Here is a 24312-nt window from a genome sequence, read left to right on the forward strand (position 1 = left end):
TACCTGAGATATCAGTAATTGATTTCTACTATAGCCAGCGCTGGCTTAACCTGCAGCGGTTTTCATCTCACAGGATACCGCCATGAATGTTTTGATTGTGTATGCCCATCCGGAACCGCGCTCGCTGAATGGATCGCTGAAAGACTTTGCCGTGAATCATCTGCAGCAGGCGGGCCATCAGGTGCAGGTGTCAGATCTGTACGCCATGCAGTGGAAAGCGCAGCTGGATGCCGCCGACACGCTGGTGCCCCCGGTGGGCGCGCATTTTGATGCCACACTGGATTCGCGCTTCGCCTACGACAACCAGTTGCAGGCAGCGGACATTGCCGCCGAGCAGGAGAAGCTGCGCTGGGCCGACACGGTGATTTTTCAGTTTCCGCTGTGGTGGTTTTCGATGCCGGCAATCATGAAAGGCTGGTTTGACCGCGTGTATGCCAACGGTTTTGCCTATGGCGTCGGCGAGCACAACGATCACCACTGGGGCGATCGCTACGGCGAAGGCACGCTCGCCGGCAAGCGCGCCATGCTGGTGGTGACCACCGGTGGCTGGGAGTCGCACTACGCGCCGCGCGGCATCAACGGCCCGATTGAGGATCTGCTGTTCCCGATCCAGCACGGCATGCTGTTCTATCCCGGCTTCAGCGTGTTGCCACCGCTGGTGTTGTATCGCGTGCAGAAGTCGGCGCAGGAACGCTTTGCCGGCTGGTGCGCCGCGCTGGCGCAACGACTGGATCGCTTAGCGCAGGATCAACCGATTGCCTTCCGTCGCCAGAACGGCGGTGAATATGTGATTCCGGCGCTGACGCTGCGCGAGGATCTTGCGGAAGGTGAGCGCGGATTTGGCGTGCACGTGGCGCGCTGAGCCGCAGGCCGCCAAACCGCAGCGGCGCGCTGCCGTATTATTCAAACAGCCAGCGCCCCGCCTGCGCCGACGCAATCAGCATGCCCAGCGTGAAATCCGGCACCACCGGCACTTCACGCTTGTTGAACGGGTTGAGGATTTGCGCCAGCGACGGTTCGTCCGGGTAGTAGGTTTCAATAGCGAAATTCGCGCGATCGACCGCGAACTCGCTGAAAAACTCCTCCATCAGCGCGGCGGCTTCGTCGCGCTCGAAGTTGAGATCGCTGTCGATATCAATCTGCGGCGTGAGCGTTTTCTGCTTGAACAGATACACGCCGTCATAGCGCCGCACCAGTTCATAGATACGCTGTTCGAGTTGCTCTGTCATCGTCGCCTCTTCGCCTGTGCTGATTGGATCGCAGGGCATTTTGCCATGCCTTGCCCTCTTCGCCTAAGCATTAACGTGCGGCGCTGAGGACCTCAATAGCCGTCTGCCGAAAACGGGCAAATGCCTCCTCCCAGGAAGCCGGAGACTGGCCGTAAACCATGGGCACAACGAATTGCTGATAACGCTGGCGGTGAACAGGATTCTCTGCCAGCTCTTCTAAACCCATTCTGAGTTCTGCAATTGGGGAGGTGCAGAATTCGGGATATTGAATACCATACCGCTCGATATCCTCTTTAATACATTGACGCACATATGCTTTTAGCCGTGCTAAATCAATCTTATGGGTGCGAGTAATGCAGAAATTATCGTACACATGCCGTACTAAAGATGCATCGTCTTCCCTTTGCGGCCTTCTGATGCGTGCCGCAGTGCGGCGCATCATGGACACCAGCTTTTCCGCCTGGGTAGCGAGCACTGTTGCACAGGGAAAACCCGGCACCGTAACGCCTTGTTGTGTCAGGGAAGTGACAAGCGACTGAATATCACGCTTTTCTGGCGGTTCAAGTAATGTCGCCTCAATGATCTCCAGCTTAATGAAGGGCCTCAGGCATGGCACCTGAGCGTATTTCTGCGGATAACGAATGGGAAGTTCACTATAACGATACTCATCGCGAATAGTTTTAGGGTATGCCTCATCAAAACGAAAAAACGCTGAAGCGGCTATAGCTTCCGTTATTTCGGCGATGATGTGTTTACGAATGGCTTTGCGCTGCGTGCGTGAGTTTTTATCAAAGAAATCGGCGACGGGAACAAGCTTGATATCCACATCTTCAGACATGCGGTTAAGCGCAATACCCGCCTTAGATAAAGCGGTTCCACCACAAAATACCAGCTGATGGCTCCCGAAGTTCAAAGGCTGTAACAGCCGCAGCAATTCAACAATATAGAAATCCTTTTCCACGATAGCGACAGACTCGATGCCTAATGCATCGGCTACATCAGGAAATAACGCTATGAAGTCATCCATTTAATTTACTGCTTCCTACTGACAAGGTGCGTTTAAAACGTGGCGACGTTTTGATCTGCATGGATGCAGGAATCTGCGTGGTTTTCCCACTGTTATAGGCATCCGACGCGCCAACCAGACGATAATCAACCTTCAGACGTTCGAGCGTCTCGATGACAACGGCAGCAGAACCGCCGGGTGCAGCAGGCATTACCTTGCCCGTAATCGCGTTCTTTCTTGCTTTGGTGTACACACCATAGCCGACCTTAAGCAGCTGACCTTCGTTCACCAGTTCCCGCAGTACACGGCCAATCTGGTCGTAACCGGCAAGATCGTTGAAGTCATCACGCGTGAAAACATAACGCTTAGAGCGTTTCAGCCGTGACTGCATGCGCGCTTTAATAGTCATGTTGCGTCCTCTCTGTTCATTTTTTCATCATAGCAAACATACGACATTATGGAAAGCAAACATACGACATCAAGTCTTCTGCAGGCCTTGCTCTCAGCAGGTTTCAGCATAATTAAGGTTTCAGGTTAGCAGACAGTGTTACTGCATGAAGTCATTCCCGATGACCTTCGCCATCGGGATTCCTCATCACTTAAGCGGCAGATAAATATCCGTCAGCAATTCGTGTTCCGCCACTTCATGCACGAAGTTGTGATAGTGGAAGAACAGCGGGAAATCGCGCAGCTCTTCGCCGCTGGCCGGCAGCCATTCGCTATAGAGCGAACGCGCCAGCTCGGTCAGCGCGCTGTGCGAACCGTGATGACGCAGCACCGCGCAGCGTCCGCCGGGAATGGTGCTGTTAACGACGCCAAAGGCGTTGTCTTCGTTAATCGGTGCAGTCACCGAGCCGCAGAGGTGATACTGAAAATCCGCGGCTGGCGTGCTGGCCGGATCGTGCGGCGCGATACCAAACGTCTGGCTGCTGCGCACCGGCGATGCGCCGCTACTTTTGCGCCAGGCAATAAACTGCGCTGCCGTTTCGTTGATGCGCTGCGGATCGCCGTGATGCGTGAGCATCGCCACCGGCGTGGTGGCAAACATTTTAATCTCAACTGACATACTCTCTCTCCGTTTGACGGGTGGCTGAGGCATGCGCTGATGCCAGGTAATCCATACCGGCTGCTGACGAAACTCACTCGGCGTCACGTCAAATACCTGCTTAAAGGCGCGACTGAATGATTCGGCATGCTGAAAACCGGCATCGAGCGCAATCTCAATGATTTTCTCGTGCGGATTGAATGCCAGCCGGTACGACGCCCGTTTGAGCCGCATCAGCTGGATGTAACGCCCCGGCGGCATGCCGCACCAGGCGCTGAACTGGCGGTGAAAGTGGTACGGCGAAAAGTGCGCCACTTCACTCAGTTGCTCCAGCAGCAGCGCTTCATCAAGATGGCGTTCGATGTAGTCAAACACCTTGTCAAAGCGCTTGCGATAGGTCTCGCGGTGATCGTTTTTGTTTACTGGCATAGCATCCTCTCTGGGGAATGAGTATGCCCGTGTGGCGGAGAGTGGGCCTGATGGATCTTGCGGAGTTTTGAGGGTGTAGTGGCTTACTGAATTTGTCCACCTATACAGAGGTAATATGCTCACCTCAGAACAACACAGGTGCTCCAATGAAAAGAAGAAATTTTAGTCCTGAATTCAAATGCGAATCAGCCCAGTTGGTTGTCGATCAAAGCTATACCGTCTCAAATTGGACTGACCCCACCCCGGTAGACGATCCTGCCCTATAGTTGGACTGAATCGTCACGGGTTTAACAGACATCTAACCAGTATCTAGTATTGATTTACCCTACCGGCCGTTAATGAGATCATATAAGCAAACAACTTTTGGTATGGGGCTTTCCAGTCTAGATCGCTGGTTATCGGTTGAATGAATCACAGAATGGTCTGGTAACAGTAAAATCACCATTTATGTGCAGCCCCAAAATGCTGTATTTTTATACATAAAATACTTCATTATGGAAGTTGTAAGCTAAAGGCGCTCGCAAATGGATGCATCTTGGACGTTATGCAAATACTAATGAAGTGGAATTAAGATCTTGATACTCTTGTAATAATTAATTTTGAGTATCTCTAAGTCTTTGAAAAGATGAGAAGAGTTAAATGAAGAAAGTATCTTGTGTCGATTTGTTTTGTGGTGCAGGTGGATTAACGCATGGCCTTGTACTTGAAGGCTTACCTGTAGTTGCAGGAATTGACATGGATCCGGCCTGCAAATTTCCTTATGAATCAAACAACAATGCCAAATTTATAGAACGGGATATAAGCAAAGTAACAACAACCGAATTAGATGCATTGTTTGGCGATGCTGACATCAAAATTCTCGCTGGCTGTGCGCCTTGCCAACCATTTTCTACCTATACACAACGTTATGAATCGGATGGTAAGGATGGTAAATGGGGGCTCCTGTATGAGTTTGCACGCCTAGCAGAAGGTACCCGCCCAGACGTGATCACGATGGAAAATGTTCCTACTGTGGCTAAACACCAAGTGTTCCACGACTTCGTCGAGGCATTGAAGTGTATTGGCTACAGCGTATGGTTTAGCATTGTTGATTGCACTCATTTCGGTGTCCCACAAACACGTAAGAGAATGGTTTTATTGGCATCACTCCATGGCGAGATAAAAATGTCTTCTCCAACGTGTACAAAACCCAAAACAGTAAGAGAAGCTATAGGCCATCTGCGCGCATTAAAAGCTGGTGAAGCCGCTCCAAGAGATAAACTGCATGTTACCTCCACATTGTCAGATAAGAATCTGGAACGTATTAAGGCCTCAAAACCAGGAGGAACCTGGCGTGACTGGCCAGAACATCTTGTTGCCGATTGTCATCGAACAGAAAGTGGCAGAACTTACGCTAGTGTTTATGGCCGTATGGAATGGGACAAACCAGCACCAACCATGACAACGCAGTGCTATGGTTTCGGAAATGGTCGATTTGGGCATCCTGAACAGAACCGCGCAATCTCCCTGAGAGAAGCGGCAATTCTTCAGAGTTTTCCTCGTAACTATGCATTTATTCCCCATGATGGGCCGGTAAGTTTAAGGATTCTAGGGCGCCTAATCGGGAATGCAGTTCCTGTTGAACTTGGCCGAGCAATTGCACGTAGCATTAATTCACATCTTGCAAATGTAAAAATGGTCGCTGTGAAATAAAAGATATATATAAATCATTTAGTTAGCTGAATTAGAGCCTGAAAACAATATGGAAATTTCTAATACACCTGATATCCGAGTACAGCGAACTATTCCAGAACCCGGTCAGTTGGTTGAGGTCCGTCGGCGTCAATGGATTGTTGTGGAAGTTACTTCATCTCAATTGTTATCTGCCTCAGCTCAACAGCACGCAGTAACTTTGTCATCTATTGATGAAGATGGTTTGGGGGAAGAACTTGAGGTTATTTGGGAAATTGAGGTAGGTGCCCAGATTATTGAGCGAGCTGGGCTGCCCACAATCAGTGGCCAAGACGACTCCAGCACTCTTAATGCTTTCCTTGACGCAGTGCGCTGGGGAGCTGCCACTAATGCTAACCGAGGCTTCCTGCAGGCCCCATTTCGCAGTGGCGTTAGTATAGAAGACTTCCAACTCGATCCGTTGGTGCGTGCAATTGATATGGCCCGTGTCAATCTCCTCATAGCCGATGATGTCGGTTTAGGTAAGACTATTGAGGCTGGATTAATCATTCAGGAAATGCTGCTTCGACATCGAGCCCGTACAGTCCTGATTATCTGCCCTGCGTCGCTACAGGAAAAGTGGCGGATGGAGATGCAGGAAAAGTTTGGACTGGAATTTCAAATCGTCGACACTCGCTACATCAAGCAACTTCGCCGAGAACGCGGGATCCATGCCAACCCGTGGACATCGCATTCTCGACTGATCACATCCATGGATTGGGCCAAAAGTGGCGAAGGCTTGAGAGCTATGCGCGATGTGTTGCCCTTGTATAGCAGCTACCCACGCAAGTTCGATCTATTGGTCATTGACGAAGCACATAATATCGCACCGGCTGCTGGGGCAAACTACGCATTAGAGAGTCAGAGAACGCGCTTCATCCGTTCAATCAGTCCTCACTTCCAGCACAGGTTATTTCTGACCGCTACGCCACATAATGGCTATACCGAATCCTTCACCTCACTGCTCGAACTTCTGGATGACCAACGTTTCGCCAGAAATATACTCCCGGACGATAAGCAGCTCAATCAAGTAATGATTCGTCGCCTCAAGAGCGATCTCGTCGATGCTGACGGCAATCTACTTTACGCCCAACGTAAGCTTGAAGCCTTACCGATCTTATACACTGCCAAAGAACGCGAAATTCACTCAAAACTCAATGACTACTGCAAGAGCCGAGAACTAGGTGCAGAGAAAACCGGTAGCACATTCGGGACTGCTTTCGTGAATCAGCTACTAAAAAAACGGCTCTTTTCCTCCCCTGCGGCCTTCGCATCAACACTCGAAAAACACATCGCTAGTCTGACTTATGGAAACCTGCGTAGTGATAATAGTCCGATGGACGACCGCATCTTGCGCAAAGCTATTCTTCGTGTTGATGAAGATTACGCTAACGACCAAGAGGTAGAGAACGCGCAATCTGAGGCTGTTGAAGAAGCTTCATGTCGAGCTCAGCCGCTCACGACCGACCAGCAACAAATGCTGAGTGAACTACGTAAATGGGCACAGATAGCCAGAAACCAAGTCGATTCCAAAGCTAAAGCCGTGCTCAGCTGGCTTGATACCAATCTGAAAACAAACGGTCATTGGAACGAACATCGGGTAATTCTGTTCACTGAATATCGCACTACCCTCCAGTGGATACATGAGATCCTAGCCAGCCATGGATTTGGTGGGGAGCGCCTTGCGATCCTACATGGTGGTATAGCGCAGGACGAACGTGAGAAAGTAAAAGCAGCCTTCCAGACCGCTCCCAAAGACTCTGCCGTTCGTATTCTTCTTGCTACCGATGCAGCATCTGAAGGTATCGATCTGCAGAACCACTGTAACTGCTTAATCCATCTTGAGATCCCCTACAATCCCAATGTCATGGAACAGCGCAATGGTCGTATTGACCGTCATGGTCAACGCCAGAAAGAGGTGTTGATCTGGCATCCTGTCGATGGCGATGAAAATAGCCAAGCTAGCATTGGAGGCCATAGTGGGGACATCATCCGAGCTCTACGTAAGCTCGAATCTATGCGATCAGACATGGGTAGTGTCAATCCGGTTATCGCGCCACAGATGTCGAAGCTGATTGAAGGATCTATCAGGGATTTTGATACTCGTATTGCAGAAGCTCGGATTGCCAAAACTAAACGATTCGTAAGCGCCGATCGTGAACTGAAAGAGCGGATAGCCCGGTTACATGACCGGCTACTATCCACTCAAAACGATTTCCATCTAACGCCAGAACATATCCTCATGGCTGTAAATACGGGACTTTCTTTGGCAGGCCGACCACATTTGGAGCCGTTTGCTCTTCCGGATGCTCCAGCTGGTTCAACATTCAAAATGCCAGCATTGTCAGGATCCTGGGCTCGTTGCCTGGAGGGGCTACGCCATCCCTATACTCTACAAACTCGCCCTATCACCTTTGACCATACCGTGGCGAGAGGACGTGACGATGTCGTACTCGTTCATTTGAATCATCGACTGGTACAGATGTGCCTACGTCTGTTACGAGCAGAAGTATGGGCTCGCGATGACGTGAAGAAGTTGCATCGTGTTACTGTACGTTCGGTGCCCGACACACTAATTGATGGCCTTGCCGTAGTAGTTAGTTCAAGGCTGGTTATCACCGGAGGCAATTACCATCGCCTCCACGAAGAGTTGACAACAGCTGGAGGTTATCTTGGGGATAAATCCTTCCGCCGTGAAGAAGGGGTCAATAAAGTTCAGCTATGGCTAGATAATAGTAAGCCAATGACAGCTTCTGACTCACTATTTGATGACATCCGTATTCGTTTTGAGCGTGCACAACACGCTATTCTACAGTCAGTGAACGCTAGGTCAAAAGACCGGCTCAAAGATTTGAGTAATACTCTTCAGCTCAGTAAGAATCGAGAATTGACGGACATTAGCACAGTGCTTGATGAACTTGAAAAAACCATCTGTATCGAATTAAAAAAAGATCAACAACCTGAGCAATTTTCACTGTTCTCAGAGGATGAACGAACCCAGCTCAAACGTGACACCGCAGCTCTGAAAGCTCGCCTTTCACGTATTCCTGAAGAGCGTGAACAGGAGATCCAAGCCATCGAAACTCGCTACGCTAAACTCGACGATCGTACTTTTCCTGTTGCTGTTACCTTCCTAGTACCTGAATCTACTGTTCAGAGGGGGGAAGCATGAGTATGGCCAGCATACACGATGATTGGCTCTCGCTAATCGACATTTCAGGCCCCTTCCTTGCTGTACCAGTACTAAAAGATGCATTCCCGCAAGGGCTGGAAGAGCTAGACGCTGCTAAGCGCAAACGACTGCGCCAAGCTTACGATGAGTGGCGAGAAGCACTGGAACAAGAAGATCCTCAGTTCAACAAATTGCATTTCGCGTGGATTGAAGAAGTTCTTTCACGTGGCCTTGAGTTTGATGAGGATGGGAAAGGCGATGTACTAAAGGGCACAGACTGGTGCGCCGCCAACTTGAACACTTTTCTCCCTGACCATGGTGTAGTTCTGTCACCAAATCTAGCAATTGTCGACGAGCAATGCGCGAACAAGCCTTTGATGCTCATTCATACCTATGCGCAAGATATCGATCTTGACGCAACTTTGAAAATAGACGGATGGGCCGCTACACCCACGGAACGTATGGTTCAGCTGTGCCGCTCCAGGGAGTGTCGCCTTGGTTTGGTGACCAATGGCGAACGCTGGATGCTGGTGGATGCCCCTGTAGGCGCAGTCACCAGCTTCGCCAGCTGGTATGCTCGACTCTGGAACCTAGAGCCCATAACACTGCAGGCCTTCGTGCACCTGCTCGGTATCCGCCGTTTTTTCGTCGATGAATCCGAACAACTACCCGCATTGTTCGACAGTTCTCTGAAATATCAGGATGAAGTAACCGATGCACTGGGAGAACAAGTACGTCGCGCTGTAGAAGTATTAATCCAGTCCCTTGATAAAGCTGATCAGGATCGCAACCGTGAACTACTTTACAACGTAAAAGAGTCCGAACTCTATGAAGCGGCTCTGACAGTGATGATGCGCTTGGTGTTTCTGCTCTCAGCAGAGGAGCGCGGCCTGCTTCTTTTGGGCGATGAACGATACGAAGCCAACTATGCACTTTCCACCTTACGTATGCAGTTACGCAAGGTACCCGAAGAAATCCTAGAACGACGCTGGGACGCTTGGTCGCGCCTGCTGGCGGTCTTCCGTGCTGTTTTCTGCGGGGTGGAACATGAAAGTCTTCGTCTACCTGCACTGGGTAGTTCACTATTCGATCCTGATCATTTTCCTTTTCTGGAAGGACGGGCTAAAGGTTCCAGTTGGCGGACAGATACAGCCAAGCCACTGCCGATTGATAACCGCACAGTTCTGTTGTTGCTAGAAGCTATCCAGCAATTCCAGGGCCGAACACTCTCATATCGCGCACTGGACGTCGAACAAATCGGTTACGTATATGAAGGTCTGCTGGAACGCACCGTAAGGCGCACCGATGAAGTCACACTGGAACTGGATGCCACCAAGAAATCACAGTATCCATGGGTTACACTGGCCGAGCTGGATGCAGCGAACACTGCTGGTGCCGAACAATTAATGAAGTTGTTGCAAGAGCGCTCCGGCAGTTCTGTCAGCCGAGTACGCAACAGTCTATACAAAAATGTCGATGACACCTTGGCTGATCGCCTACTCACTACCTGCCAAGGTGACATCCAGTTACGTGATCGTATCAAACCTTATGCCCATCTGCTGCGCACTGACCCTTGGGGTTATCCGCTAGTCTACCCCGCTGGTGCCTTCATCGTAACCAGCGGCTCAAACCGACGCGAAACTGGTACTCATTACACGCCCAAGTCCCTTACCGAAGCCATCGTCACCGAGACGTTGACACCAGTGGCCTATGTCGGTCCTGCAGAAGGTTCGCTGCGTGAAGGCTGGCGACTCAAATCCTCCGCCGAACTGCTTGACCTCAAGATCTGCGACCCAGCCATGGGGTCGGGCGCTTTTCTGGTACAGGCTTGTCGCTGGCTGGCCGATCGTCTCGTCGAAGCCTGGTCGCAGGCTGAAGCAACAGGAAAGATGATAAGTGTGGACGGAGACGTACTGGAAGATCTAGATGCCAGGGAGCCACTACCACGAGATACTGATGCACGTATCGTTATCGCCCGTCGCCTCATCGCCGAGCGCTGCTTATACGGTGTTGACCTCAACCCGCTGGCAGTCGAACTCGCCAAGCTTTCCATCTGGCTAGTAACGTTAGCTAAGGGCCGACCATTTGGGTTTCTTGACCACAATTTACGTTGCGGTGACAGTTTGCTAGGCATCCATCGGATGGATCAACTTACCCAGCTTTCGATGAGTCCTACAACTCAAGGACAGCTGCGTCTGTTTGGTAAAGATATCAAGCAGGCCATACACGAAGCCATTGCGCTGCGCCAGCAATTACGTGAAACACCTATCCGTAATATGCACGATGTGGAATCTATGGCAGAGCTTAACGCCAATGCGCGAGGCAGACTAAATGTACCGGAATGTATTGCAGACGCGTTTATTGGGGAAGTATTTGCTACTGGCGGCAATGCCGTAGCATTGGAAACAGCTTTAGCATCTCTTGCCATCCAAGCCGAGCAAGCTATGGAAGGTGATAATGAACAATTAGCGTTAATGCAGCAAAGGGCAATCACAGCTTTTTCTACTGATTTGCCCACCGGTAAGCTTTCTCGTAAACCTTTCCATTGGCCATTAGAATTTCCTGAGGTGTTTGAGCATTGTGGAGGATTTGATGGCATTGTAGGTAACCCCCCTTTTCTTGGAGGAAAGCGTATCAGCACTGTGACAGGAGCTGCCTACAACGATTGGCTTTCCATTGAACATCCAGGAGCTGGTAAAAACGCTGATTTGGTAGCGCATTTCTTCCGCCGTGCTTGGAATATTATTCGAGGCAGTGGTAGTTTCGGATTTATTGCTACAAACTCTATTGCGGAGGGCGATACTAGAAAAGGTGGGCTTGAATGGATGCTGAACGATGGAGCTATCATCTACGCAGCCTATCCTAACGAACCTTGGCCAGGAAAAGCAGCTGTCGTTACAAGCCGTGTGCATATCCACAAGGGCGTATGGAAAGGTCAACGCAATTTACTCGGAAATAAGAAATCTTTCATTTCAGCATTCCTATCTGATCGTGAAGAATGGAGTCCGAAGCGACTGAAAGCGAACGCGGGTTTAGCATATCAAGGCTCGATCGTACTAGGTAAGGGTTTCTTACTCTCCCCTGTTCAAGCTCGCAGGATGTTGGATGCAGATCCTAGAAACGCCGAGGTGATCTTCCCCTTCATAAACGGAGATGATCTCAATTCGGACCCAGAGCAGAAACCAAGCCGTTGGGTAATCAATTTCTGGGATTGGCCGGAAAAAAAAGCAGCTACTTACAAAGAACCTTATGAATGGATCAAAGAAAATGTGTACCTGGAGCGGCTGGTTAAGAGCAAAGAAAAGTCCTACCGCGACATCATGTCTATGTGGTGGTTGTTCTGGCGCCATCGTCCGGAACTCTACCATGTAATTGGTCGTGGTCATCATTTCGAATGCCACCCAAATAACTGCTCTCCCAATGGAGCACTGTCTTCAAAAGTGATTGCGATCACGCGTGTCAGTAAGACACTAGCTTTCTCATTTGTCGATTCCAACATTGTGTTTTCAGATGCGACCGTTGTGTTCTCACACAATCGTGGTAGAAATTTTGCTCTGTTACAATCGAATATACATGCTGTCTTCGCATGGCAGCATGCATCAAGACTCAAGACAGACTTGCGATACAGCCCTACAGATGCGCTTGAACCATTCGTTTTCCCGGATGGATTCAATGATGTAAAGGACTGTTTGCTTGATGACTTAGGTAATAGGTTCCATGAAGCACGCATTGAAATTATGCTTGCTGATCGCATCGGTCTGACTAAGTTTTATAATCGCTTCCATACACACACCGAACGCGATCCCCGTATTGAGGGATTACGCGCATTGCAATGTGAAATGGACATCAGTGTCACACACGCCTACGGCTGGGACGATCTCGATCTCGGGCACGGCTTCCACGAAGTACCATATCTGCCCGAGAGAGATCGCGTCCGTTTCACTATATCGGAGACTGCCCGTGTCGAAGTACTGCAGCGGTTGTCAGAACTGAATCGCCTTCGCTATCAGGAGGAACTTGCTGCTGACTTGCATGTAAAAGCGGCTAAAGCTAAGAGATTAAGCACGCCACGAAAATAATCCCCAACATTAATTTAAAACTAAGTTTGAGAAAGGTAGTTCATTAATGATCAACGCAACCCCCGTTGATCTTGTTGTCACGGCTCAAAATTTCGTCTAGAGCGGTATGGAGGGAAATAATGATAAATGATAAACCAACCAGATCACCTAATGCATGGTTCGCGATTGACCGTGCCCAAGTGAAAGTTCCGACCTTAGCCCTCTATACGCAGCGCTTAAAAGGCGAGCGAGAACTCAATCAAGGCATCTCAAATGACGATTGGATCGTGATTCTAGATACCTCAGGTCATATCACGCGAATCGGACGCATTCTGCGTATTCGTTCCGATCTTGAAAGTACTACGCTGTTTTTCGATCGCATGTTGCACGTCAAGCCATCTATTTCGGTTGGTATGACCTCACTCACACTACCAGCAAAAGGAAGTTCTGGTCGTATTCAATGGAAAGAATTCATTGAAATGCTCCCAAATGCACTGAATACGAATATTGCTGAAATACCAAAAATCGGGGATCAAACCTATATCCGCGAACTGCTGCAATTGGCTGTGATGGACGACTTGCTTGGCCCTGCTGGTGGCCCTAATGAACTCATCGTCGATATGGGTGTTCGCGACCGCTACCTAGTTGGCAAGCTAGCCCCACGTGAAGCAGCCGAAAGAGGGCAGGAGTACCCTATTGATGCTGAAGATATTGAAGATGAAGAGCCAGACCTGATCGTCAAGGCGAAGACTGCAAAGGTGAACTCTCCCTCAGTCCTTGGTAGCGGCGAAACCGATACGGCAGAAGAGATTGATGCAGCCAGCAATCAGTCATTAGTGCCCAGTAGCCTCGGCATGACTTTCTGCGTGGATGGCGACGTCGATCGGATCGAGATCGAAGCGTGTTGGGGGCGATATGAGCGTGTGCCAAATGATGAACATCAATTCTTTAAGTCCAATGGGCAAAAAGCTAAGGTTTGGAAACGCATTCCTTGTGGCGGCAAGATCGTACTCCCCCTGATCGAAGGCTCGATTTCACACAATGCTCCGGATAGTGCCTCCCCGGAAGTTAGAGTGCAGGGCTCAATTCGAGCTAAAAATGACAATGGTGATCGGCTGATTACACTCTTCCTCGTTAATGCGCAGGAAGAACCTGATACAAACCGTGATACAGCATGGGTGTTTCAACCAGAGCTGATCGTTCGAGCAGCAAAAGATGCTGCCAAGACTGCCATTTTCAGGCGCAGACCGGTACTAGATGCAGATGGTATGGACCCAGAGCGCGAAGCACTTGAGATGATCTACCGAGATCGTGTTGAGTTCGCCGTGGGTCATGGAGTTGCAGTTCATGCAGAAATAGCGGATGACGTCACACTAGCCACAGAAGTGCGTACTACAGTGATGCCACAGTACGAGGTTCAGGCAACTGAGACTCCTGGGCTTGAGCTATCCGATCGTCCTGCTATGCGAGAAATGGTAAGTAGTGGTCTGCTTGATATGCAACGACTAGCCACTTTGGACATTGATCCATTAGTTGATGCCTTGAGTGTGCTAACTAATGACTACGCTACCTGGATTGATGAACAGAACTTGAATGTGAGCAGCAAGGCCAAGGGCTTCGATACCCAAGCACAAACGGCCATAAATCGTTGTCAGGAGATCCATACCCGCCTGCAAGAAGGTATCAATACACTTAAGAATAATGAGAATGCTCTGGCGGCCTTCCGTTTCGCCAACCAGGCGATGGCCACGCAACGTATACGCAGCTTGTATGCACTTGCCATGCGCCGAGGCGAGGATGTTACCCTAGATAAGTTCGATGTTCTGAAGAACCGCAGCTGGCGTCCATTCCAGTTAGCCTTTCTGTTGCTGTCGATTCCATCCCTAGCGGATCCGTGTCACCCAGACCGAGTCAAACCTATTGAGGCTTATGCGGACCTGCTGTGGTTTCCTACCGGGGGTGGTAAGACTGAAGCCTATCTGGGTGTAGCCGCCTTCACCATGGCTATTCGACGTATGCAGGGTAATTTGGGCGGGTACGATAGCTCGCGTGGTTTGACTGTAATCATGCGCTACACCCTTCGTTTGCTGACACTGCAACAGTTCCAGCGTGCTACAGCACTTATTTGTGCAATGGAAGTGCTGCGACGCGAGGCACTAGATAAGGGTGATAAGTCCCTCGGAACGGAGCCATTCACTATTGGCCTATGGGTCGGCAATAAAGTGACTCCGGGAACGACTGAAGATAGCCATAATGCTATCGAAAAAACACGTAACACGGGTAGTTATAATGCGGGAACAGCCTCACCCGTTCAACTGACCAGCTGTCCATGGTGTGGTACCGAAATCATTCCTGGGCAAGATGTCGAAGTTAAAAAGGATAAAGCTGGCGGCCGAACGTTTATCTATTGTGGTGACAAAAAAGGACGTTGCGAATTTTCCAAGGGAAAGTCCAGCAAGCAACTACACCCTGGAATACCAGTACTGGTGGTAGATGAAGAAATCTACCATCGTCCTCCGACAATGATGATTGCCACAGTGGATAAGTTCGCCATGATGGCATGGCGTGGCCAAGTGCGGACTCTTTTTGGCCGAGTTGAAAAAGAATGTGAGCGGCACGGCTTACTCTGGCCTGGGGCCAATTGCACTGGAAACCACCAAGCATTCAAAGGACAACCTTCAGCTAAAGTGAAGGCAATCCCCCCCATCCGACCACCTGATTTAATAATCCAGGATGAGTTCCACCTAATAAGTGGGCCACTGGGTACCATGGTAGGTTTGTATGAAACTGCCGTCGATGAGCTGTGTAGCTGGACGCTCAACGGAAAAACGGTAAAACCGAAAATCATCGCCTCAACGGCAACGGTGCGCAAAGCCAAAGAACAAGTAAATAATGTATTTATGCGTCAAGTTTCGGTATTCCCGCCACATGGACTAGATGTGGAAGATAACTTCTTCTCAGTTCAACGCCACATTAAGGATAAATTTGGGCGACGTTATCTGGGAGTCTGTTCACCCGGTAGCTCGCGCCCAGCAATGCTTATTCGTGTCTATACCGCTTTCTTAACTGCGGCACAGGAACTATTTGACCACTTCGGTGAACCTGCTGATCCTTATATGACTATGGTCGGCTACTTCAACTCTCTGCGTGAATTAGGTGGAATGAAGCGATTGGCAGAAGATGATGTGCAGACACGTTCCTATCGCGTGCAAATGAGCATGGTGGAACGGCCTGCATTGGCACAACGTAGTGTCAGCAACATCCGCGAATTGACTTCTCGTGTATCCAGCCAAGATATCCCAAAGTACCTCGACAATCTTGAGGTCAAGTTTAAGGCCGAGTTTGATAACTCTGCAGGTAAATACGTAACGAAATGGCAGGAGGGTGATACTCGCGCTATTGATGTAGTGCTGGCGACCAATATGCTGTCAGTGGGAGTCGATGTGAATAGACTCGGCCTGATGGCAGTGAATGGACAACCTAAGGGAACGGCCGAGTATATTCAGGCTACCAGTCGTGTTGGACGTTCATTCCCCGGCCTAGTTTGCACCGTACTTACGTGGGCCCGACCGCGTGACCTCTCTCATTACGAAACATTCGAACATTACCACGCCACCTTCTACAAGCATGTTGAGGCACAATCGGTAACGCCATTCTCTCCACGTGCAATGGATCGTGGTTTGACAGGGGCGTTGCTAAGTCTTATGCGTCTGAAGAATAACGAGTTCAGCCCGAATGAAGGTGCGGGTAAATTGGATATGTCAAACCAGAGTGAACTCGCTCATGCAATTGAAGTTTTAGCGACTCGTGCAGGCAATGTAGCAGAAGATAATGCACGTAAGTTGTTAGCTGAAAATGAACTGAAAGAGCGTGCCGACGAATGGGCCAAAGAGGCCAGTAAAGGCGGACGAATTTTGGGATATGAAAAGAGAGGCCCCGAAAAAGACAAGACTGTGGCGTTGATCAAATCACCAGGGCTTCAAGCGTGGGACAACTGGACTGTACCTATGTCAATGCGAGAAGTTGAGTCTGGAGTACGCCTGATTATGGACACCAAATTTATCAAGGACGATCACGATTGGAAGCCTCGTCCTGCAACGAATGACGAGGATTGAATATGATCATCAATAACAAAACTCCAGTCGGCGAAGTACGCCCAAGCCAGTTGCTATGGACTTATGGGCCTGGCGCGCTAATCGATCTACCGAGCCTATCTGTAGTGACACTAGGTATTGACCAGTGGGAGCGAGATCGTTGCCAGCCAATTCAAGAGGCCCGGCTTCTTGCTGCTGTTCGGAAGGTATTAGGATCACAAGTCGAAAATTTGAGAATGCCGCCCTTTCAGAAAAGCGAGCTCGTTGACCCCTGGTCAGCCGAGGCCAACATAGGTGTACCTGTTCGTCCATTTCCTCGCTGGATGCGCTGTGTAAAGTGTGGTTTGTTGTCGCCCTTTGATGATGGTCTGCTTGAGATCAGAGAGGATCGATTCAGGGCCGAACGAACTCGCTTTGTTCACAAAGGCTGTACAGGTTCTAAAAGGAATTTACCCGCTAAGGATGCTGATGCTGTTCCTGCACGTTTTCTGCTTGCCTGTCGTGACGGTCATCTAGATGACTTTCCTTGGCACTACTTTGTCCATGGTGGCAATAGTACATGCAAAGGGACACTGCGCTTCTTTGAGAGCGGTGCATCCTTACAAACCGAAAACCTGTGGGTACGGTGTGATAGCTGTGAGGCATCACGAAGCATGGCCCATGCCTTCGGCAAAGCCGGTAAAGAAAATCTTCCAGCTTGTCGAGGTCGCCACCCACATTTGGATCAATTCGACATTGACTGCGGTGAAGAACCACGGGCAGTACTGCTAGGAGCCACAAACAGCTGGTTTCCGATAACGCTTTCTGCATTGGCCATACCCCAAACAAAAAATCCTCTCAGTCAGTTGATTCAAGATGGATGGCCGTTCTTTGAAGCAATTACAGCTGAAGTCATGGTTCCCATCGTTGTGCAGACACTCAAGCTAACTGGCGGTCTCCCTGGAATCGACAAATATAGCGTGTCAGACATCTGGTCAGCCATCGAAATGTATCGTTCTGGTGGCGATAGCGAATTTGTCGGTGAAGCCGATATCAAAGGTCCAGAATGGGAAGTGCTGACAGAGGCCAACCCTCCCACGGATTATCCACACTTCATGAGTAAGAAGATCGGAACCCCAGCACAATTCATACCGTACATCAGCCGTGTATTACTACTTGAACGACTACGAGAAGTTAATGCTCTGCTTGGTTTTACTCGAGTAGAGGCACCAGAAGGATCCGGAGAGATAAATGAACGTCCTCAGATGGCTAGCTTGGCACGCAATAAACCTGAATGGGTGCCAGCGAACCAGGTGCATGGGGAAGGTATCTTTATCCAATTCAATGAAAAGGCTCTTGTAGCTTGGGAATCACTGGATGCCGTCAAGCAAGTAGACGAGATGCTTCGTGGTGGTCATACCGGTTGGCGTAACTCTCGTAATCTCGATCCGAATGAAAATTACCCAGGTATCCGATATGCCATGCTGCATACCCTATCTCATTTGTTGATCCGTGAACTAGCCCTGGAATGTGGATACAACGCAGCAAGTATTCGCGAACGTATCTATGCTGATACATCAAACGGCAATCCACAAGCTGGTATCTTGATCTACACAGCAGCAGCTGATTCTGATGGCACACTGGGTGGTCTTGTAGATCTTGGTAAACCAGAGAATCTTGGTCGCTTGCTGGTACAAGCATTAAATCGTTCTAAGATCTGTTCTTCTGACCCACTATGTTCTGAACATAACCCGGAGAAAGATCGATCATTACATGCCGCAGCCTGCCATGCATGTACTCTGGTAGCAGAAACCTCCTGTGAGCAAGGCAACCGCTATTTGGATCGATCGCTATTAGTACCAACACTTGAGCGTATTCACGCTGCATTTTTTAAGGGTTTTTAACATGGATGAACTCTTAGATGCTGTTGCCGAGCTAGTTTGTCTGGTTTCTCCTGAAAAGATACAAGCGATCGCTGGCCGAATTCGACGGACTGAAGCCTGCAAGGCTCTGCTGGTACTGCCAGGTGCAGTAGGAACTCCCAAGGCAAGTAACGCTATTGAGAGACTAGCAATTGCATGGCAAAACACCATGGTCAGTTCAGATGAACTAGCATCTATGCTTCTTGCTGCAAGCCATGTTTACTTTAAAGTTAGCTCTGAGCAAAGTACTGAACTTGTATGGACTGGTCCAACAACACCTTTTGTATCTGTTCGCCGTACAGAGCAAGTGCTGCTACAAATAATCAATGCGGCAAAACAGTCTTTATTTATTACCAGCTTTGTTGCCTATGATGTGTCGAGTATTGTGAATGAATTGAATATGGCTATAAAGCGTGGCGTTACCATTACAATGTTGCTGGAATCTTCACAAGAGCATGGTGGTAGTATCAATATTGATATAATCGGCAAGATGCAGATGCTTATACCTGGCGCACATATTTACGCCTGGAATAATAAAAACAATGAATTTTCAGAAGGTCGCATGCATGCGAAAGTAATTGTTGCCGATGGTCATACTTGTTTTATTACAAGCGCAAATCTAACTGGGTATGCCATGGAGAGAAACATTGAAGCAGGAGTACTTATTACAGGCGGAGGGATTCCAGAAGCACTTAGTGATCATCTGTACTCTCTTATAAACACAAATATCATTAGTCTGATTTAATTTGTTCAGCTTGATATAAAAATGAATCTTCGTGCTAAGGATAAAAAAATGAATACATATGAAAGTGGATTATTAGAAGTAGCTTGGTATCTGGCTAAGTATGGAAAAAAAAAGCCTCCTGAAGTTCTGGGTGTTGACACATGGAAAGCAGCAATATCACTATTTTATCCAACATTTGGTGCAGGTAAAACGAGAATTGAATTTTATAACAGTCTAAAAAACCACCGTGATCGTTTTGATTCTTGGCTAAGTGTTGTACGCACAGGCTGGCGGAATGCTGATGGTTCTCCTGGCGAGCTCCCGTTGTCTGCTCAGACTGTTATGAACAAAATGAACAAACTATCAGAGTCACTTATTGAACAAAAAATTCTATCTTGGCTGTCGATAACCCCCTCAGAACAAAAACTGGCTGATATATTACCTATTCAAAAAGATAAAAGTCTGGATGAAACGATGAAAGAACGATTAATCGCTTCAAGGCTTGGACAAGGTGAATTCAGGAAAAAATGCCTTAAACTGTTCCCTGCCTGTCCTATAACTGGCATTACTTTTCAACCTCTGTTAAGGGCTAGCCATATTAAGCCTTGGGCCGCGTGCCAGAATGGTCATGAGCGACTGGATCCTTATAATGGAGTAATATTAGCAGCTCATATTGATGCTCTTTTTGACCAAGGATGGCTGTCATTTAGTAATAATGGGCACATCTTAATTAGCACTGAACTTGATTTTGAAGTAAAAACACAACTAAACTTACCTGAAAATATCCCACCATTCTCGGCACAGCATCATCACTATCTAAAATGGCATCGAGAAAATATATTAAGATCATGATATTATTTTCGTGAGAACAGTTGCACAAAAACACGCCAATTAAAAGCATGCTTCCTGAAGTAAGTAAATAGATGAAATTAAGTATTTGTTAATCTATTCAGTGAAGCTTAAAGCAGACATCCAACCATCCTCATGTTCAGATGCCTGCTTTACTGACATTTTTTTATCAAAGGTCCTCTTGGAGATAGATCGCCAGCAACACTATGTCGTATGTTGCAAATACTATACTCAATAAGGCTTATCTATTTCCCTGAATTAATTTTCGCAAAATCAAACGGACTCACTACCCCTTCCCGATTAACATCCAGAAAATCAGCCCACCACTGCAGCATCAGTCTGCGCTCATCCAGATGCTCAGCTTTATGAATGTAAGCAGCACGTACTGAGTTACGTTCCATATGGCTCATTTGCCGTTCCACGGCATCCCTCGACCACAATCCAGACTCAATCAACGAACTACAGGCCATTGTTCTGAAACCATGTCCACAAACCTCTACCTTCGTGTCATAACCCATAACGCGCAGCGCCTTGTTCACCGTGTTCTCACTCATCGGTTTGCGATGGTCGTGATCGCCAATGAAAACAAAATCGCGATCGCCACTAAGTTTGTGTACCTGTTTAAGGATTGCTAACGCCTGACGAGATAACGGCACCAAATGAGGCGTACGCATTTTTGAACCACGCTGGGAGTGCTTCACCCCTTCAATAGCTTCTCGCTCTGCTGGGATCGTCCACATCGATGTTTCAAAATCGATCTCAGACCAACGAGCAAAACGCAGTTCACTTGAACGAATAAATACAAGGAGGGTTAGCTCAACGGCAAGGCGGGTCAAAGGTCTACCCGTATAGCTGTCAATGCGCTGAAGCAGTTCGGGGGTACGTTTCAACTCCAATGCAGGTCTATGCTGCCTGTTACTTGAAGCAACAGCACCAACCATTTCCTGTGCGGGATTGTAATCAAGTAAACCACTCTGAACGGCATATCTCATAATTGCAGTAGTGCGCTGCTGTAGACGGGATGCCACCTCAAGTCGCCCCGACAACTCTACCGCTTTGATTGGGACTAGCAGGTCTCTAGTTTTAAGATCAGCAATATTTCGCTTACCTATGGCAGGGAAGAGATTATCCTCCAGACTTTTCAGTACTCGTCGGCTATGTTCTTCCGACCACTTTTTATTTGTGGCATGCCACTCAATAGCAAGTTGTTCGAAAGTACGTGCTTCTTCCTGCTCAACCTTATCATTTTTCTTTTTATCTCCCGGATCGATGCTGTTTGCCAAAAGCTTACGAGCCTCATCACGACGAGTCCTTGCATCAGCGAGTGACACATCAGGATAAACACCCAGAGCCAGCATCTTTTGCTTGCCGTCAAAACGGTACTGCAAACGCCAGTATTTCGAACCATTAGGATGGACAAGCAAGTGCATACCACTGCCATCAGTCAGCTTATATTGCTTATCCGTTGGCTTGGCTGTTCTGACTTTGATATCTGTTAGAGCCATGCTTATCCCCTCCCTGTTGGTACAAGCATTATCGAACCGGAAATACCATCATCTGTACCAACATCTGTTGGTAGATGTACATTGAAGTCGGTTGACCTTGAGAGAGTTAATATAGCGGGAATAATGGGTAAATACTGGATTTCAGGCACAAAAAAAGACGTCCGTTGACGTCTATTGATGTTCCGATGGTGCCGAAGGCCGGACTCGAACCGGCACGTATTTCTACGGTTGATTTTGAATCAACTGCGTCTACCGATTTCGCCACTTCGGCACTGAAGAGGATGCGGAAAACGTGGGCGATTATACCGTTACGCGCTTGCGGCGCAACCGGAATCGATGGGGATGTGCGCTAAGCGTCGAAAAAAGCAGCGCTGCCAAAAACGCTGCGCAAAACCCCGGCAGTCGCCTCCGGAACACTCCCAAACTCGCGCGCGGCGGCCATTTCTCCGGAACTTTCTGCCGCTGCATGCCTCTTAACCACAACTGACGCAGTCAGACGTATAAGCACAACGAGGTTGAGATGAAAAAAGCAACACAACGGTTAGTTTGGGGATGGGGTATCGCTGCGGCACTGGTGGCCGGTAGCGCATCGGCGGCGAGCTGGCAGGATCAGCTGAGCAGCGCCGCATCGCAGTTGTCGCAGCAGAACAGCGGCAACACCGCCACCAGCAACACGCAGAACGGCGGACTGTCGCTCTCTTCGCTCAGCGGCCTGCTGAACGGCGGCGATAAAGCGGTGAGCGCCAACAGCATGACCAACGCCGCCGGCGTGATGGAATATTGCGTGCAACACAACGTGGTGGATAACAACGTGAAGTCGGTGAAAGATCAGGTGCTGAGCAAGCTGGGCCTGAGCAGCACCACCGCGCAGCAGCAGAAAACCGATTACCAGCAGGGGCTGCAGGGCCTGCTGAACACCGGCAACGGTCAGCAACTGAATCTGCAGAGCCTGAGCAACTCGCCGATGGGTGAGAAGCTGAAAACTAAAGCCTGCGATGTGGTGCTGAAGCAGGGCAAAAAATACATCGGCATGTGATTCCTTCGCGCGGGTTCAGAGGCCGCCTTCCTGCCGTCTGAATCGCCGCTCACCTTATGCCAGCCGGCGCGGGCTGTCCCCCGCGCCCTCTTCTCTCGCCACGTAGCCGCTAAGCCCTCAACAACGTCAGCGTCGCATCCGCCACGCGCGCCAGCAGCGTCCTCGCCTGTTCAAACGACTGAATATTGGTGTAGCCAATCACCAGGCCATAGCGCTTTTGCGTCTGCGCGTACCAGCCCGACAGCGGCCGCACGTACAACGCCTGCTGCGCCCACAGCGTCGCCAGCGCCACGTCCTGCGTGCCGCGCCGCAGAAATGCCACGATGTGCATACCGCCGTCGGTCAGCTCAAAGGTAAACAGCCCCGGAAAGCTGGCTTCGATGGCCTCCAGCATCATGCGGCGGCGCTGCTGATACAGGATGCGCATCTTCTTGATGTGGCGATAAAAATGCCCTTCGCTGAGGAACTGCGCTAGGATTTTCTGCGGCAGCAGCGGCAGGCCGGTTTCCAGAATCTCGCCCAGCTCGCCGAACTGCGCCAGCGTGTGCTGCGGCATCACCAGATAGCCGATGCGCATCGCCGGCATCATGGTTTTACTGAAGGTGCCGGTGTAGATCACCCGGTCGTGCACATCCAGGCTTTTCAGCGCCGGAATCACCTTACGCGTATAGTGAAATTCGCCGTCGTAATCATCCTCAATAATCCAGCTGTCATGCTGCTGCGCCCACGCCAGCAGCTGATGCTTGCGCGGCAGCGACAGGCTGACCGCCAGCGGGCTCTGGTGCGTTGGCGTCACCACCGCAAAGCGCGCGTCGGCGTGATAGCGCAGCAGATAATCCACGTCCACGCCCTGCCCATCCACCGGCACATAGTGCAGGTTGGGTGCGATGCGCTTCAGCAGCTGCTGGCCGAAGAAGTAGCCGGGATCTTCGAACAGCACTTTGTCGCCCGGCTGCGCCAGCACCGCCAGAATCAGTCGCAGGTTAGCGCGGTAGCCACTGGTGATGAAGATCTGCTCCGGCTGGCAGTTGAGGCCGCGCGAAATGTTCAGGTAGCTGGCGATGGCCGCCCGCAACGGCGCATATCCCATCACCGGCGGTATCATCATCTCGTCCGGCCGCAGGCTGCGCGCCGCTTTCGCCGACATCAGCCGCCACTTTTTGTGCGGAAACTCGTCCAGCGCCGGGATGCCGAGCCGCAGCTCGCCTTTGCCCTCGGTCACTGGCAGTAGCGCGGGCGTCGTCGCCGGTGCGCGCGGTGGCGTGGCTGCGCTCGCCAGCTTCAGCTGTGGATTAACGCGCGTGCCCTTCGCGCCCTGGCTGACAAAATAGCCTTCGCCGATGAGGATTTCATAGGCGGCCTCCACCGTTTTGCGCGCCACCTGCAGCTCGCCCGCCAGCATGCGGATCGCCGGTACGCGGTCGCCCGGCCGGAGCTGTCCGGCAAGTATCTGCTGCCGAAAGCGCTGGTAAATCTCTTTGTAACCCACGCGTCACTCCTTTCTAAGCCACGGTGCTATGTCCTACCTGTTTTCACGCGTAATGGCCCTGTTCG

The 24312-nt window shown here is 49.8% G+C and carries 15 protein-coding genes and 1 tRNA gene; 9 read left to right on the forward strand and 7 right to left on the reverse strand.

Annotated features, from left to right (window positions below; translation table 11 throughout):
* The first annotated feature begins 82 nt into the window (after window positions 1-82).
* A complete protein-coding gene (locus F3J41_RS11005; RefSeq protein WP_166711123.1) occupies window positions 83-862 on the forward strand; it encodes an NAD(P)H-dependent oxidoreductase in 780 nt (259 codons plus the stop codon).
* A 37-nt stretch (window positions 863-899) separates the two neighbouring features.
* On the opposite strand, the gene F3J41_RS11010 is transcribed toward F3J41_RS11005, so the two are convergent.
* The 4 genes from F3J41_RS11010 to F3J41_RS11025 form a co-directional block, all read right to left on the reverse strand.
* Window positions 900-1229, reverse strand: coding sequence for a DUF1493 family protein (locus tag F3J41_RS11010; RefSeq protein WP_058757234.1), 330 nt, complete (start codon window positions 1227-1229; stop codon window positions 900-902).
* A gap of 70 nt (window positions 1230-1299) precedes the next feature.
* Window positions 1300-2256 (reverse strand): nucleotidyl transferase AbiEii/AbiGii toxin family protein, encoded by a 957-nt coding sequence (locus F3J41_RS11015; protein WP_166711125.1) that lies wholly within the window; start codon window positions 2254-2256, stop codon window positions 1300-1302.
* Window positions 2249-2644 (reverse strand): DUF6088 family protein, encoded by a 396-nt coding sequence (locus F3J41_RS11020; RefSeq protein WP_058776421.1) that lies wholly within the window; start codon window positions 2642-2644, stop codon window positions 2249-2251. Before F3J41_RS11020 ends, F3J41_RS11015 begins: the two co-directional genes overlap by 8 nt.
* A gap of 186 nt (window positions 2645-2830) precedes the next feature.
* Window positions 2831-3709, reverse strand: a complete 879-nt coding sequence (locus tag F3J41_RS11025; protein WP_166711127.1) for a GyrI-like domain-containing protein — start codon at window positions 3707-3709, stop codon at window positions 2831-2833.
* 639 nt (window positions 3710-4348) lie between these two features.
* Here F3J41_RS11025 and F3J41_RS11035 point away from each other — a divergent pair.
* The 7 genes from F3J41_RS11035 to F3J41_RS11065 all read left to right on the forward strand — a co-directional run bounded on the left by F3J41_RS11035 (window position 4349) and on the right by F3J41_RS11065 (window position 20220).
* Window positions 4349-5401 carry a DNA cytosine methyltransferase gene (locus F3J41_RS11035; protein WP_166711129.1) on the forward strand — a complete coding sequence of 351 codons (1053 nt, stop codon included), beginning with the start codon at window positions 4349-4351 and terminating at the stop codon, window positions 5399-5401.
* A gap of 49 nt (window positions 5402-5450) precedes the next feature.
* Complete coding sequence (gene drmD / locus F3J41_RS11040; RefSeq protein ID WP_166711131.1) at window positions 5451-8591, forward strand: DISARM system SNF2-like helicase DrmD; 3141 nt, start codon at window positions 5451-5453, stop codon at window positions 8589-8591.
* Window positions 8588-12670 (forward strand): Eco57I restriction-modification methylase domain-containing protein, encoded by a 4083-nt coding sequence (locus F3J41_RS11045; RefSeq protein WP_166711133.1) that lies wholly within the window; start codon window positions 8588-8590, stop codon window positions 12668-12670. Before drmD ends, F3J41_RS11045 begins: the two co-directional genes overlap by 4 nt.
* Before the next feature lie 119 nt (window positions 12671-12789).
* A complete protein-coding gene (gene drmA / locus F3J41_RS11050) occupies window positions 12790-16764 on the forward strand; it encodes a DISARM system helicase DrmA (RefSeq protein ID WP_166711135.1) in 3975 nt (1324 codons plus the stop codon).
* Between the two features lie 2 nt (window positions 16765-16766).
* Window positions 16767-18626, forward strand: a complete 1860-nt coding sequence (drmB, locus tag F3J41_RS11055) for a DUF1998 domain-containing protein (protein WP_166711137.1) — start codon at window positions 16767-16769, stop codon at window positions 18624-18626.
* Window position 18627: 1 nt separating this feature from the next.
* On the forward strand, window positions 18628-19389 hold the full coding sequence (gene drmC, locus F3J41_RS11060; protein WP_166711139.1) for a DISARM system phospholipase D-like protein DrmC: 762 nt from the start codon (window positions 18628-18630) through the stop codon (window positions 19387-19389).
* A 48-nt stretch (window positions 19390-19437) separates the two neighbouring features.
* Window positions 19438-20220: an HNH endonuclease gene (locus F3J41_RS11065; RefSeq protein WP_166711141.1), complete on the forward strand. Its 783-nt coding sequence runs from the start codon at window positions 19438-19440 to the stop codon at window positions 20218-20220.
* Between the two features lie 242 nt (window positions 20221-20462).
* Here the strand turns inward: F3J41_RS11065 and F3J41_RS11070 are convergent, their stop codons facing one another.
* Window positions 20463-21722 (reverse strand): integrase arm-type DNA-binding domain-containing protein, encoded by a 1260-nt coding sequence (locus tag F3J41_RS11070; protein WP_166711143.1) that lies wholly within the window; start codon window positions 21720-21722, stop codon window positions 20463-20465.
* Between the two features lie 186 nt (window positions 21723-21908).
* Window positions 21909-21993 (reverse strand) — tRNA-Leu (locus F3J41_RS11075).
* Window positions 21994-22242: 249 nt separating this feature from the next.
* On the opposite strand from F3J41_RS11075, the gene F3J41_RS11080 reads away from it, so the two are divergent.
* On the forward strand, window positions 22243-22758 hold the full coding sequence (locus F3J41_RS11080) for a DUF2501 domain-containing protein (RefSeq protein ID WP_021506733.1): 516 nt from the start codon (window positions 22243-22245) through the stop codon (window positions 22756-22758).
* A gap of 109 nt (window positions 22759-22867) precedes the next feature.
* Here F3J41_RS11080 and F3J41_RS11085 read toward each other — a convergent pair whose 3' ends face one another.
* Window positions 22868-24247, reverse strand: a complete 1380-nt coding sequence (locus F3J41_RS11085) for a PLP-dependent aminotransferase family protein (protein WP_166711145.1) — start codon at window positions 24245-24247, stop codon at window positions 22868-22870.
* Between the last annotated feature and the right edge of the window lie 65 nt (window positions 24248-24312).

The organism is Pantoea sp. Ap-870, from assembly GCF_011752515.1.
Lineage (GTDB): Bacteria > Pseudomonadota > Gammaproteobacteria > Enterobacterales > Enterobacteriaceae > Pantoea > Pantoea dispersa.

Bases quoted from the DNA above. Each gene is read 5' to 3' on its own strand.
- F3J41_RS11005 (WP_166711123.1), top strand. From the start codon at position 83: ATGAATGTTTTGATTGTGTATGCCCATCCGGAACCGCGCTCGCTGAAT.
- F3J41_RS11010 (WP_058757234.1), bottom strand. From the start codon at position 1,229: ATGACAGAGCAACTCGAACAGCGTATCTATGAACTGGTGCGGCGCTAT.
- F3J41_RS11015 (WP_166711125.1), bottom strand. From the start codon at position 2,256: ATGGATGACTTCATAGCGTTATTTCCTGATGTAGCCGATGCATTAGGC.
- F3J41_RS11020 (WP_058776421.1), bottom strand. From the start codon at position 2,644: ATGACTATTAAAGCGCGCATGCAGTCACGGCTGAAACGCTCTAAGCGT.
- F3J41_RS11025 (WP_166711127.1), bottom strand. From the start codon at position 3,709: ATGCCAGTAAACAAAAACGATCACCGCGAGACCTATCGCAAGCGCTTT.
- F3J41_RS11035 (WP_166711129.1), top strand. From the start codon at position 4,349: ATGAAGAAAGTATCTTGTGTCGATTTGTTTTGTGGTGCAGGTGGATTA.
- drmD (WP_166711131.1), top strand. From the start codon at position 5,451: ATGGAAATTTCTAATACACCTGATATCCGAGTACAGCGAACTATTCCA.
- F3J41_RS11045 (WP_166711133.1), top strand. From the start codon at position 8,588: ATGAGTATGGCCAGCATACACGATGATTGGCTCTCGCTAATCGACATT.
- drmA (WP_166711135.1), top strand. From the start codon at position 12,790: ATGATAAATGATAAACCAACCAGATCACCTAATGCATGGTTCGCGATT.
- drmB (WP_166711137.1), top strand. From the start codon at position 16,767: ATGATCATCAATAACAAAACTCCAGTCGGCGAAGTACGCCCAAGCCAG.
- drmC (WP_166711139.1), top strand. From the start codon at position 18,628: ATGGATGAACTCTTAGATGCTGTTGCCGAGCTAGTTTGTCTGGTTTCT.
- F3J41_RS11065 (WP_166711141.1), top strand. From the start codon at position 19,438: ATGAATACATATGAAAGTGGATTATTAGAAGTAGCTTGGTATCTGGCT.
- F3J41_RS11070 (WP_166711143.1), bottom strand. From the start codon at position 21,722: ATGGCTCTAACAGATATCAAAGTCAGAACAGCCAAGCCAACGGATAAG.
- F3J41_RS11080 (WP_021506733.1), top strand. From the start codon at position 22,243: ATGAAAAAAGCAACACAACGGTTAGTTTGGGGATGGGGTATCGCTGCG.